Source organism: Bacillus sp. DB-2, from assembly GCF_003315125.1.
GTDB classification, from domain to species: Bacteria; Bacillota; Bacilli; order Bacillales; family Bacillaceae_G; genus Bacillus_A; species Bacillus_A mycoides.
On the sequence record NZ_QNRN01000031.1, the window covers coordinates 6,006 to 18,673 of the forward strand.

Genomic DNA, 12,668 nt, shown 5'->3' on the forward strand with positions numbered 1-12,668 from the left:
CATTTGCCAGGAGGACACGGAGTGTAGCTTTCCTACATGAGTACCGCACTGGCTATGCAACGACGACATGCGACAGTTATCTTGACCGGACTTTTTAAACAACCGTATCAATAGAAAGTTAAAAAGGAGGATCAAGAGAACCGAGCAGGTCAAGGCGCATTTGCCAGGAGGACACGGAGTGTAGCTTTCCTACATGAGTACCGCACTGGCTATGCAACGACGACATGCGACAGTTATCTTGACCGGACTTTTTTAACATCCTCTATTAGTGTTTGAAATGACGTACGCCAGTGAACACCATCGTAATCCCATACGCATCTGCCATTTTAATAGAATCTTCATCACAAATCGATCCGCCTGGTTGGATGATTGCTGTAATTCCAGCTTTTGCTGCTTCTTCTACTGTATCTGGCATTGGGAAGAAAGCATCAGATGCAAGTGCGCTACCTTGTGCTTTTTCGCCAGCTTGTGTAATTGCGATTTTTGCAGAACCTACACGGTTCATCTGTCCCGCGCCTACACCAACTGTCATGTTATCATTCGCTAAAACAATTGCATTTGATTTCACATGTTTTACAACTTTCCAAGCTAGTTTTAAATCTTTCCATTCTTGCTCTGATGGTTCACGTTTCGTTGGAATTGAAATTGCGTCCTCATCTAATGATAACGTATCTTCTTCTTGAACAAGAAGACCACCTTGTACAGAAGTTAGTTTTTTGCTTGCACTTGTCGCTTTTTCAATATTTACAGTTAGTAAGCGTAAGTTCTTCTTACTTTGCAACACTTCTAAAGCTTCTTGCGAGAACGAAGGAGCGATAACAATTTCTAAGAAAATTTCGTGTAACTTTTCTGCTGTAGCTTTATCAATTTCACGATTTGCTGCAATAATACCGCCGAAGATTGATACTGGATCCGCTTCATAAGCACGAGTATATGCTTCGTGAATATCAGTTCCTACTCCAACACCACATGGATTCATATGTTTTACCGCTACTACTGCTGGTTCTGTAAATTCTTTCACGATGCTAAGTGCTGCATCCGCATCGTTGATATTGTTATAAGATAATTCTTTACCGTGTAATTGTTCTGCGTATGCAACAGAAGAAGTTGCTGCGAATGGCGCTTTATAGAATGTCGCTTTTTGATGTGGATTTTCGCCATAGCGTAAATCTTGTTTTTTCTCAAATGTCACCGTTACTGTTTCAGGGCTTTCTTCGCCCATTTGCTTTGTTAAGTAGTTTGAAATTAACGCATCATATGCCGCTGTATGACGGAATACTTTCGCTGCTAATTTACGTTTCGTTTCCTCTGTTACTTCACCGTTCTCTTTCAGTTCTGCTAATACAACATCATAATCTACTGGATCTACAATTACCGATACAAATTTATGATTTTTCGCAGCAGAGCGAATCATTGTTGGGCCACCGATATCAATATTTTCAATTGCATCAGCAAATGTTACATCAGGCTTAGCGATTGTTTCTTTAAATGGGTATAAGTTAACAACAACAAAGTCAATTGGCTCCATACCTAATTCATTCATTTGCGCTACATGCATTTCATTATCACGAACTGCTAATAGACCACCATGAATATTTGGATGTAATGTTTTTACACGACCATCCATAATTTCCGGGAAACCAGTTACTTCAGAAATACCAATTACTTGCAAGCCGTTTTCTTCTAATAATTTTTTCGTACCACCTGTTGAAATAACTTCAATCCCTTGTTCAAGTAAACCTTTAACAAATTCTACTACTCCTGTTTTATCTGAAACACTTACTAATGCACGCTTTTTCATTTATCCTTCACCCCTGGTTGTATGTTAGTTAACAGTTGGTTTTTTCACAGACTGAACAATTTGATTCACTGTATTTACGTATAATTTATGTTCAACTTGTTGAATTTTCTTTTGTAAGCTTTCTCTCGTATCCCCTTCAGAAACAACTACTGCTTCTTGTGCAATAATTGGACCTGTATCCATACCTGCATCTACATAGTGAATCGTTACTCCGGTTACTTTCACACCCGCTTCTAACGCTTGACCAACAGCATCTTTCCCTGGAAAACTCGGTAGTAGTGATGGATGAATATTAATAATTTTCCCGCCGTACGCTTCTAGTAAAGTCGTTCCAATTAAACGCATATATCCAGCTAAAATAACATAATCAATTTCATACTCTTCTAGCTTTTTTAATATCTCTTTTTCAAATGCTTCTTTTGACTCATATGCTTTCGCTGAAAAGGAAAAACACGGAATATGGTGATAATGTGCCCGTCCAATAGCGCGTGCCTCTGGTTTATCACATACTAATAAACTAATATCTGCATCCAATATTTTGTCTTCTACCGCATTAATGAGAGATTGAAAGTTAGAACCGCTCCCAGAAGCAAAAACTGCTAATCTACTCATACTTCTGTTCCCTCAATAAAGGTAACACCAGATCCTTGTACAGTGCGTCCAATAATACGAGCTTTCTCGCCTTGTTCCTCAAGAAGACGAACAATATCTTTTGACTCATCTTCCTTAACCGCCACTACCATACCAACACCCATGTTAAAAATATTGAACATTTCTTTCTCTTCTAGTTTCCCAACTTCTTGAAGTAAACTGAAGATCGGCTGAATTTCCCAAGACCCTAATTCAATTTCCGCACCGATTCCTTCTGGCAACATACGTGGAATATTTTCAATGAATCCACCACCTGTAATATGTGCCATACCGTATACTTCATGTTTCTTCAATAGTTCTAAAATAGGTTTGACATAAATTTTCGTTGGTTTTAATAATTCTTCACCAAGAGGTAGTTCTAAGCGTCCGTAAATACGATCTAAAGATAGTTCTCCATCTTCTAGTAGTACTTTTCTTACTAGAGAATAACCGTTACTATGAATACCGCTAGATGCTAAGCCAATTAATACGTGACCAGCTTCAATTTTTTCACCTGTTACAATTTTCTTTTTATCAACAATTCCAACTGTAAAACCAGCTAAATCGTATTCTTCCGTAGAATACATTCCTGGCATTTCAGCTGTTTCTCCACCAATTAATGCACAACCAGCTTGGCGACAGCCCTCTGATATACCTTTGACGATGTTTTCAATTTTACTAGGTTCGGCTTTACCACAAGCAATATAATCAAGGAAGAAAAGCGGCTCTGCTCCTTGGACAACAATATCATTTACACACATTGCTACTGCATCAATACCAATTGTGTCATGTTTATCTGCCATAAAAGCGAGCATCAATTTCGTTCCCACGCCATCTGTTCCAGATACTAATACAGGTTCTTCTAATGCAAATTTTGATAGATCAAACATACCTCCAAAACCGCCTAAACCGCCTAGCACTTCTTTTCTCATTGTTGTTTGTACGTGTTTTTTCATGCGAGATACCGCTTCATATCCAGCTTCAATATCTACTCCTGCTTGCTTATATGCATTCGCCATCGTTTTTTACACCTCGTCTTTTAATTTCTCCCCATCCAGGGCGGCCGTTTTAAGAAAGAAGCTAGCTTCTACATCAAAAGAAGTAGAAGCTTTTTTCTTCTTATTTCATACTTTCTAAAAGCTCTTGCTCATAATCATAAAGAGCTGTTGGATAGTCTCCATTGAAGTAAGCCATACATAGACCACCGTATTTCCCTTCATATGGGCGTCCAATTGCATCTACTAATCCATCTTCACTTAAAAATGTTAGTGAATCTGCTCCGATGATTTGACGAATTTCTTCTATTGAATTATTTGCTGCGATTAATTCTTTTCTCGTTTGAATATCAATGCCATAGAAGCATGGATACTTAAGAGGTGGTGAAGCAATTCTTACATGGACTTCTGTCGCTCCAGCCTCGCGAAGCATACGAACAATTCGTTTACTTGTCGTTCCTCTTACGATAGAATCGTCAATCATAACAACTCGTTTTCCTTCAACTACGCCTCTTACTGCTGAAAGCTTCATCTTAACCCCTTGCTCACGCAGTTCTTGAGAAGGTTGAATAAACGTACGTCCAACGTAACGATTTTTAATTAACCCTAACTCATACGGAATTCCTGTCGCCTCCGCATAACCAATTGCTGCTGAAATACTAGAGTCTGGTACACCAGTAACAACATCAGCTTCAATAGGAGCTTCCGCCGCTAAACGTTTCCCCATGTTTTTACGAGCTGCATGAACATTAATACCAGCGATATTAGAATCTGGACGTGCAAAGTAAATGTATTCCATGCTGCAAATCGCATGGTCTACTTCATTTGTAAAACGATCTACGTGAATTCCTTCATCATTGATAATAAGCAATTCACCAGGTTCTACATCACGAATGTATGTTGCACCAACTACATCGAAAGCACATGTTTCCGATGCTACAACGTAAGCATCCCCCATCTTTCCGATTGAAAGAGGACGGAATCCATTTGGATCTAGCGCAACAATCATTTCATTTCCAGTTAGTAAAAGATATGCAAACGCACCTTTCACTTTATTTAGAGCCTCTTTTACACTATCAATTAAAGAATCTTTTGTACTACGTTTAATAAGGTGTAAAAGTACTTCTGTATCTGAACTTGTTTGAAAAATACTTCCCTCTGCCTCTAATTCACGACGAAGCATTTTTGCGTTAATTAAATTTCCGTTATGAGCTAACGCCATGCTATGATCGGAAAAACGGAATAATAATGGTTGAACGTTAGCAACTTCACTTCCACCAGCTGTTGCATATCTTACGTGTCCAATTGCTGATTTCCCGTTTAATCCCTCTAGCTCACCTCTTGAAAACACTTCTGATATTAAACCTAACCCCTTGTGACCGATGATTTTTTCCCCATTATTTACAACAATGCCTGCGCCTTCTTGCCCACGGTGCTGCAAACTGTGCAATCCGTAGTACGAAACTTGTGCTGCATTTTCATGCCCCCAAATTCCGAAAACGCCACATTCTTCATTTAACCCCTTTATTTCAGTAAGCATGGGATTGCCCCTTTCCAAGCCTTTCTCATTTCATCTACATTTGCTGTAAGTAATACTTCATTTTCTTCATTATGAATTGTTACTTCATTTGTATTTGTCACTTCTCCAACTTGAATTGCTTCAACCGCTTTCTCAAATGCTTCTTTATTTTCACGTTTTACAGTTATAACGAAGCGCGATTGTGATTCTGCAAATAATACTGTTGTTGCTTCCCCATCTAATTTCACAGTAGCACCTAAACCGTTAGCACCAATTGCACTTTCAGTAATTGCAACTGCTAAACCACCTTCTGCAACATCATGTGCAGATTGAACAAGGCCAGCTTGAATTGCTGCTAGTACTTGCTTTTGGCGTTTTAATTCTACATCTAGATCGATGCTTGGTGATTGACCGAAAATTTTTCCGTAGATCATTTTCTGTAATTCACTTCCACCAAACTCAGCTTTCGTCTCTCCAATTACATAAACTAAATCGCCAGCTTGTTTAAATTCTTGTGTTGTTACGTGTTTTAAATCGTGTACAAGTCCAACCATCCCAACAGTTGGTGTTGGATATACAGCTTCACCACTACGCTCGTTATACATTGATACATTCCCGCCGATAACTGGCGTTTGTAACTTGCGGCAAGCTTCACTCATACCGTCTACTGATTTCTCAATTTGCCAGAAGATTTCTGGTTTTTCTGGGTTACCGAAGTTTAAGCAATCTGTAATTGCAAGTGGCTCCCCGCCAGAACATACGATATTACGTGCTGCCTCTGCTACTGCAATTTTACCGCCCACTTCTGGATCTAAATAAATGTAGCGAGAGTTACAATCTGTCGTCATTGCTAATCCTTTTTCTGTGCCGCGTACACGTATAACCGCTGCATCTGAACCTGGTGTAACGATTGTGCTAGTGCGCACTTGATAATCATATTGATCATATACCCACTCTTTACTTGCAATCGTTGGTTGTTGTAATAAAGATAATAACGTTGCTTTATAATCTTCTACTTTTGGTGTTTCCATTTTCATCTGCTGGAACTCAGCAAAGTATGCTGCTTCTTTTGACGGTTTATGATAAATTGGTGCTTCTTCTGCAAGAGCATCCGCTGGTACTTCAGCTACCATTTCATCTTTATGGAATAAGCGAAGCATTTTATCTTCAGTTACTTTCCCCATCGTAACTGCTGCAAGACCATATTTTTCAAATAAATCTACTATTTCTTGCTCTCTACCTTTTTTCACAACGATTAACATACGTTCTTGTGATTCAGATAACATCATTTCATATGGAGTCATTCCAGTTTCACGCTGTGGTACATCATCTAAGTACATTTCAATACCCATACCTGCTTTACTTGCCATTTCTGCAGAAGATGATGTTAAACCAGCAGCTCCCATATCTTGAATTCCAACAAGTGCATCAGACTGAATAAGTTCTAAACATGCTTCAATAAGAAGTTTCTCCATAAATGGATCCCCTACTTGAACTGCTGGACGCTTCGCTTCTGAGCTTTCAGATAACTCTTCAGATGCGAATGTTGCACCGTGAATACCATCACGACCAGTTGATGCTCCTACGTACATTACTGTATTACCAGCACCATGTGCTTGCCCTTTTTTAATATCTTCATGATTAATTAGGCCTACACACATTGCATTTACAAGTGGATTTCCTTCATAGCATGGATCAAACTGTACTTCGCCGCCAACAGTAGGAATACCGATGCAGTTACCGTATCCTGCGATTCCTGCTACTACTTCTTCGAATAAATATTTCACACGTGGTGATTGTAATTCACCGAAACGAAGTGAGTTTAATAGAGCTACCGGACGTGCGCCCATAGAGAATACATCGCGAATAATACCACCGACACCTGTTGCTGCCCCTTGATATGGCTCAATTGCAGAAGGATGGTTATGACTTTCCATTTTAAATACCACCGCTTGATTATCACCGATATCTACAATTCCAGCGCCTTCTCCAGGTCCTTGTAAAACACGCTCACCTGTCGTTGGAAACTTACGAAGAACTGGCTTTGAATTTTTATAACTACAATGTTCAGACCACATAACAGAAAATAGTCCCGTTTCTGTATAATTCGGCAAACGGCCTAAAATCTTTTCAACCATGGCAAACTCTTCGTCTGTTAGCCCCATTTCCGCATATATACGCTCTTCTTTAATTTGTGTTGGATTTGGCTCAAGCATTAACGACATATGTTTCCCTCCACTGTTTTAAGATAGATTGAAAGACTTTTAACCCTTCAGCACCGCCAAGTAATTCATCTACAGCACGCTCTGGGTGTGGCATCATACCAAGAACATTTCCTTTTTCATTTACAATACCTGCAATATCTGAAACGCTTCCATTCGGATTTTCTACGTAACGGAATGCGATTTGATTATTCTCTTCTAATTGTTTAAGAGTCGCTTCATCACAATAGTAATTTCCTTCGCCATGTGCAATTGGAATGTTAATTACTTCATCTTTTTCATATTGTGATGTAAACATCGTTTCATTATTTTCAACACGTAACTGAACAGTACGGCACATAAACTTTAAGTTTTCGTTTCTCATTAATGCTCCTGGTAGTAATCCTGATTCAACAAGAATCTGGAATCCATTACACACTCCTAAAATCGGCTTTCCTTGCTCAGCAGCTTTTTGCACTGCTTTCATTGCGTTAGCAAAGCGAGAAATAGCCCCGCATCGTAAATAGTCACCGTAAGAGAATCCACCTGGTAGTAAAATTGCATCATATTCATCTAAATTCTCTCTATCGTGCCAAACGTAATCTACTTCTTCACCAAGCTCATCTTTAATTGCATGGAACATATCGACATCACAGTTCGAACCTGGAAATACTATGACTGCAAATTTCACTGTGCGACAACCTCCTCAACTTCATAACGGAAGTCTTCCATTACAACGTTTGCTAATAATTTTTCACACATTTCTTTTACCTTGCTATCCAGATCAGATACTGATTTATCAATTGTTAATTCCATATATTTTCCGATTCGAACGTCTTGTACTTCTGTAAATGAAAGACTATGAAGTGCTCCCTTTACCGCAGTTCCTTGTGGATCTAATACACTTTCTCTTAACGTTACATATACCTTAACTTTATACATGTGAAGCTCCCCCTAAACGTTTTAAAATTTCTTCATATGCTTCTGTTAAATTCCCAAGATCACGACGGAATACATCTTTATCAAATTTTTCGTTGCTCGTTTCATCCCATAAACGGCAAGTATCTGGTGAAATTTCATCTGCTAATATGATTTCCCCTTCTTCTGTTACGCCAAACTCTAATTTAAAATCTACTAATCTTACACGACAGCTTGCGAAATGCTCAATCATCACTTGATTGATTTGTAGAGCTGCATCTCGTAATACGCTTACTTGCTCTGGTGTTGCAACATTTAACAAACGAATATGATCTTCCGTTACAAGTGGATCTCCTAAATCATCATCTTTGTAGTAAAATTCTACGATTGGTGTTGTAAGAGCAGTTCCTTCTTCCATTCCTAGTCTTTTTGAAAGACTACCTGCAATTACGTTTCTTGTGACAACTTCTAATGGAATAATACTCACCTTTTTGACAAGTTGTTCTGTATCAGATAACTTCTCCACAAAGTGTGTTTTAATTCCAACTTCTTGTAACTTTCTGAACAATAAAGTTGTAATCTCATTGTTCAAACGACCTTTTCCTGTAATTGTCGCTTTTTTCTCCCCATTGAAAGCAGTCGCACTATCTTTGTACTCTACCCAAACCATATCTGCTGCTTCTGTACGATAAATTCTTTTTGCCTTACCTTCATACAGCAATTCTAGCTTTTGCATTTCGCAAGCCCCCTGTAGTTTGAAAAATGTGAATAATGTTTTTATAAAGAATGGCACAGAATGACTCTATTCTGTGCCATATGAAATTTTACGCTTCGTTTAATCCAAGGCGTTCAAAGATTGTATCAACGTGTTGCATATGATGTTCATAATTGAAACATTCGTTAATTTCTTCTTGCGTTAACTTACTTGTAATACGCTCGTCAGCTTCTACAAGCTCTTTAAATTGTACTTGTGTTTCCCAAGCTTCCATTGCTTTAGGCTGTACGATATCATAAGCTTCTTCACGTACCAGACCTTTGTCAATTAGTGTAAGCATTACGCGCTGAGAGTAAATTAAGCCGTATGTTCTTGTCATATTGCGTTTCATATTCTCTGGGAATACAGTTAAGTTTTTAACGATATTACCAAAGCGATTTAACATGTAATTTAACGCGATTGTAGCATCTGGTAAAATTACGCGTTCTGCAGAAGAGTGAGAGATATCACGCTCATGCCATAACGGAACATTCTCGTAAGCTGTCATCATATAACCGCGGATAACACGAGCTAAACCAGTCATATTTTCAGATCCAATTGGATTACGTTTATGCGGCATTGCAGAAGAACCTTTTTGACCTTTTGCGAAAGCCTCTTCAACTTCACGTGTTTCACTCTTTTGTAAACCACGAATCTCAACTGCCATCTTTTCAACAGATGTTGCGATTAGTGCAAGTGTTGACATGTAATGTGCATGACGATCACGTTGCAATGTTTGTGTTGAAATTGGTGCTGCTTCTAATCCTAAGTTTTCACAAACATACTTTTCTACGAATGGATCAATATTTGCATATGTACCAACCGCACCAGATAATTTACCAACGCGAACTGTATCCGCAGCTTGTTTGAAACGCTCTACGTTACGTTTCATTTCTTCATACCAAAGACCAAGTTTTAAACCAAATGTTGTTGGCTCTGCATGTACACCGTGTGTTCTTCCCATCATAATCGTGTATTTATGCTCTTTCGCTTTATTAGCTAAAATGCTAACAAAGTTTTCTAAGTCTTTTAACAAGATTTCATTTGCTTGTTTTAAGATATAAGATAACGCTGTATCTACTACGTCTGTAGATGTTAAACCGTAATGAACCCATTTACGTTCCTCGCCTAATGTTGGTGTTTCTGATACAGCACGAGTGAAAGCAACTACGTCATGACGTGTTTCTTTTTCAATTTCATAAATACGATCAATATCAAATGTTGCATGTTCACGAATTTTTTTCACATCTTCTTTTGGAATATCGCCAAGCTCAGCCCATGCTTCACACGCTAAAATCTCAACTTCTAACCACGCTTTAAATTTGTTCTCTTCCGTCCAAATCGCACCCATTTCAGGGCGTGTATAACGATTAATCATCTTTTTCCCTCCAACAGTTGTTCTTGATGGTCCCAAATATGCAAACTCTTCGCTTTTTCTAGAGCGACTTCAATATTATCATTTAAAATATTAACATGCCCCATTTTTCGCTGTGCTTTTGCTTCTTCTTTTCCATACAAGTGTAAATAGCACCCGGTTAGTCTATTCACTTGTCCTAGGACCCCTTCTATATGTTCGCCTAAAATGTTTACCATGACAACTGGTTTTAACAAATTTGTTTCTCCAAGAGGTAAATTACAGATTGCTCGAATATGTTGACCAAATTGACTCGTTTCACATGCATCCTGTGTATAGTGTCCTGAATTGTGAGGTCTTGGTGCTAATTCATTAATGTAAATCTCACCGTCAGCTGTAGCAAACATCTCTACCGCTAGTGTTCCCACAAGTTCTAGTTCATCCGCAAGTACCTTTGCGTAAGCAATTGCTTTTTGAGAAAGTTCTTCTGTAATGCGAGCTGGAACGATAGATTCATGTAAAATGTTATTTACATGAATATTTTCCGCTACCGGAAATACTTTCGTTTCACCACTTACACTACGAATTACAATAACTGATACTTCTTTTTCAAAAGGCACCCATTTTTCTAGAATGCACTCTGCTTCATCCGCAAGCTCTCGTGCCTTCTCAACATCAGCTTCACTTCTTAAAACAACTTGCCCTTTCCCATCATATCCACCTGTCGTTGTTTTTAAGACGGAAGGAAATGATAATTCAGCAATCGCTTCAGTAAGCTGATTTTGATTTTGAACTAATCTATACATTGCTACTGGTAACCCAGCTTTCTCAATTGCATTCTTTTCTGTAAAACGATTTTGCGTTTTATTTAACAATTGACTACCTTGTGGTAAGTAAGCATGTTTTTCAAGCCATTGTAAACATCTATAATCAATATTCTCAAATTCATATGTGACAACGTCGCTTATCTCTGCTAAATGCTGAATTGCTTTTAGATCGTCATATGGTGCAACGACTTCAACATCAGCAACTTGTGCACATGGTGAATGCTTTGTAGGATCTAAAACAGCAATTTTATAACCCATTTCCTTAGCTGCCAACGCCATCATTCTTCCAAGCTGGCCGCCTCCAATAATGCCGATTGTTTTTCCAGGTAAAATGATTCTCGTCATACTAGCTCACTACCTTCACGCACAGTTTTCTCAATAGCTTCTCGTCTCAACTCTAATGCATCATGTATATCATCATGAAATGATCCAAGTATTTGTGCAGCAAGTAATCCAGCATTCGTTGAACCAGCCTTACCAATTGCAACAGTTGCAACTGGAACCCCTCCTGGCATTTGGACAATGGATAATAATGAATCTAGACCGTTTAACGCTTTTGATTGAACTGGGACACCGATTACAGGAAGATTTGTCTTCGCTGCAACCATTCCTGGTAAATGTGCTGCTCCACCGGCTCCAGCAATAATAACTTTTAATCCACGTTCACGAGCTGTTTCTGCATATTCAAACATATAATCCGGAGTCCGATGAGCGGATACAACTTTTTTCTCATACGGTATATTTAATTCATCTAAAATGTCACAAGCATATTTCATTGTTTCCCAGTCTGACGTGCTTCCCATTATGACTCCAACTAGTGATTTCATATTAGAATCCCCCCGATTCAAATAAAAAAAGCCTGAAATAGAACAGTTTCTCTTTTACTATGAGAGAAAGCGCTCTACTCAGGCATACGTATCCCTTGTGAATAGAAAAATACCGAGTGACTTTCCCTCATAGTCTAACGAATAACGGGCGTTAGGTAGAGACTTGCAGGCCATATCCCCGCGATTATATGAGGTCTTATATATTATTGTTTCTATGGCTATATTAACAATATTTCATAAACAATGTCAATAAATAATCGAATGTTTTTTTATTAGTCATCGATAACGTTCGTGTTTTAGTTATATTCAAAAGAAGAATTGCAACTATATACAAGAAGAAAAGGGAATTAGAATATATATTTCTAGAGATCTATTTTATACATAACTGTTCATATATACTGTTGTGTCTACAAATCAATATAATTTATAAGGAGGATAACCGTGAAAAAATAACTATGCTATTATCATATTTGTTTTTCTCTGTCGCAGCAATTTCTGTAATTATTGAATACTTATTGATATCATCCCATTTTTAAAATGTACACTTATGATAGAAATAATGTTTCCTATCTTAGGGATTATTTTAGGGGAATTTGGAAAATTAGGAGCACGAAAAATCATTGCCATTATTTTAAATAGTCTCTATTTCATCCTTTTTTCGTCTTTAGGATTATTAAATTTATGAATTTTAACCTTCGGTAAATAAAAATAAACACAAAAAAACCTAAGTCGAAACGACTTAGGTTTTTGCTTGGCGACGTCCTACTCTCACAGGGACAAGGTCCCAACTACCATCGGCGCTAGAGAGCTTAACTTCCGTGTTCGGTATGGGAACGGGTGTG

11 protein-coding genes, 1 rRNA gene, 1 pseudogene and 1 riboswitch are annotated in these 12,668 nt (G+C 38.2%); of the genes and pseudogenes, 1 reads left to right on the top strand and 12 read right to left on the bottom strand.

The features are described 5' to 3' along the window. Window positions 1–265: 265 nt before the first annotated feature. From purH to purE, 11 genes are all read right to left on the bottom strand, one after another. Window positions 266–1,801, bottom strand: coding sequence for a bifunctional phosphoribosylaminoimidazolecarboxamide formyltransferase/IMP cyclohydrolase (purH, locus tag DET63_RS29600; protein WP_113938627.1), 1,536 nt, complete (start codon window positions 1,799–1,801; stop codon window positions 266–268). A 24-nt stretch (window positions 1,802–1,825) separates the two neighbouring features. After that, window positions 1,826–2,413 carry a phosphoribosylglycinamide formyltransferase gene (gene purN / locus DET63_RS29605; RefSeq protein ID WP_002124872.1) on the bottom strand — a complete coding sequence of 196 codons (588 nt, stop codon included), beginning with the start codon at window positions 2,411–2,413 and terminating at the stop codon, window positions 1,826–1,828. Next, on the bottom strand, window positions 2,410–3,450 hold the full coding sequence (gene purM / locus DET63_RS29610; protein ID WP_113938628.1) for a phosphoribosylformylglycinamidine cyclo-ligase: 1,041 nt from the start codon (window positions 3,448–3,450) through the stop codon (window positions 2,410–2,412). The genes purN and purM overlap by 4 nt, the downstream gene beginning before the upstream one ends. A gap of 100 nt (window positions 3,451–3,550) precedes the next feature. Further along, window positions 3,551–4,966: an amidophosphoribosyltransferase gene (gene purF, locus DET63_RS29615; RefSeq protein WP_002091359.1), complete on the bottom strand. Its 1,416-nt coding sequence runs from the start codon at window positions 4,964–4,966 to the stop codon at window positions 3,551–3,553. Beyond that, the gene (gene purL, locus DET63_RS29620; protein ID WP_113938629.1) at window positions 4,951–7,170 is read right to left on the bottom strand and encodes a phosphoribosylformylglycinamidine synthase II; all 2,220 of its coding nucleotides are present in this window, start codon (window positions 7,168–7,170) and stop codon (window positions 4,951–4,953) included. The genes purF and purL overlap by 16 nt, the downstream gene beginning before the upstream one ends. Then, a complete protein-coding gene (purQ, locus tag DET63_RS29625; protein ID WP_000666771.1) occupies window positions 7,154–7,837 on the bottom strand; it encodes a phosphoribosylformylglycinamidine synthase subunit PurQ in 684 nt (227 codons plus the stop codon). Before purQ ends, purL begins: the two co-directional genes overlap by 17 nt. Continuing rightward, complete coding sequence (purS, locus tag DET63_RS29630; RefSeq protein WP_000278823.1) at window positions 7,834–8,088, bottom strand: phosphoribosylformylglycinamidine synthase subunit PurS; 255 nt, start codon at window positions 8,086–8,088, stop codon at window positions 7,834–7,836. Before purS ends, purQ begins: the two co-directional genes overlap by 4 nt. Next, window positions 8,081–8,800, bottom strand: coding sequence for a phosphoribosylaminoimidazolesuccinocarboxamide synthase (gene purC, locus DET63_RS29635; RefSeq protein ID WP_002029482.1), 720 nt, complete (start codon window positions 8,798–8,800; stop codon window positions 8,081–8,083). Before purC ends, purS begins: the two co-directional genes overlap by 8 nt. Before the next feature lie 88 nt (window positions 8,801–8,888). After that, window positions 8,889–10,196 (bottom strand): adenylosuccinate lyase, encoded by a 1,308-nt coding sequence (purB, locus tag DET63_RS29640; protein WP_113938630.1) that lies wholly within the window; start codon window positions 10,194–10,196, stop codon window positions 8,889–8,891. Continuing rightward, window positions 10,193–11,344, bottom strand: coding sequence for a 5-(carboxyamino)imidazole ribonucleotide synthase (gene purK, locus DET63_RS29645; protein ID WP_002091363.1), 1,152 nt, complete (start codon window positions 11,342–11,344; stop codon window positions 10,193–10,195). The genes purB and purK overlap by 4 nt, the downstream gene beginning before the upstream one ends. Beyond that, window positions 11,341–11,826: a 5-(carboxyamino)imidazole ribonucleotide mutase gene (gene purE, locus DET63_RS29650; protein ID WP_002010008.1), complete on the bottom strand. Its 486-nt coding sequence runs from the start codon at window positions 11,824–11,826 to the stop codon at window positions 11,341–11,343. The genes purK and purE overlap by 4 nt, the downstream gene beginning before the upstream one ends. Before the next feature lie 110 nt (window positions 11,827–11,936). After that, a riboswitch (purine riboswitch) is annotated at window positions 11,937–12,038 on the bottom strand. A 243-nt stretch (window positions 12,039–12,281) separates the two neighbouring features. On the opposite strand from purE, the pseudogene DET63_RS30985 reads away from it, so the two are divergent. Next, window positions 12,282–12,511, top strand: a pseudogene (locus DET63_RS30985) (hypothetical protein). Between the two features lie 64 nt (window positions 12,512–12,575). Here DET63_RS30985 and rrf read toward each other — a convergent pair. Further along, window positions 12,576–12,668, bottom strand: a 5S ribosomal RNA gene (rrf, locus tag DET63_RS29655); the annotation flags it as partial.

Coding starts and splice junctions, on each gene's coding strand:
- purH (WP_113938627.1), bottom strand. CDS start 1,801: ATGAAAAAGCGTGCATTAGTAAGTGTTTCAGATAAAACAGGAGTAGTA.
- purN (WP_002124872.1), bottom strand. CDS start 2,413: ATGAGTAGATTAGCAGTTTTTGCTTCTGGGAGCGGTTCTAACTTTCAA.
- purM (WP_113938628.1), bottom strand. CDS start 3,450: ATGGCGAATGCATATAAGCAAGCAGGAGTAGATATTGAAGCTGGATAT.
- purF (WP_002091359.1), bottom strand. CDS start 4,966: ATGCTTACTGAAATAAAGGGGTTAAATGAAGAATGTGGCGTTTTCGGA.
- purL (WP_113938629.1), bottom strand. CDS start 7,170: ATGTCGTTAATGCTTGAGCCAAATCCAACACAAATTAAAGAAGAGCGT.
- purS (WP_000278823.1), bottom strand. CDS start 8,088: ATGTATAAAGTTAAGGTATATGTAACGTTAAGAGAAAGTGTATTAGAT.
- purC (WP_002029482.1), bottom strand. CDS start 8,800: ATGCAAAAGCTAGAATTGCTGTATGAAGGTAAGGCAAAAAGAATTTAT.
- purB (WP_113938630.1), bottom strand. CDS start 10,196: ATGATTAATCGTTATACACGCCCTGAAATGGGTGCGATTTGGACGGAA.
- purK (WP_002091363.1), bottom strand. CDS start 11,344: ATGACGAGAATCATTTTACCTGGAAAAACAATCGGCATTATTGGAGGC.
- purE (WP_002010008.1), bottom strand. CDS start 11,826: ATGAAATCACTAGTTGGAGTCATAATGGGAAGCACGTCAGACTGGGAA.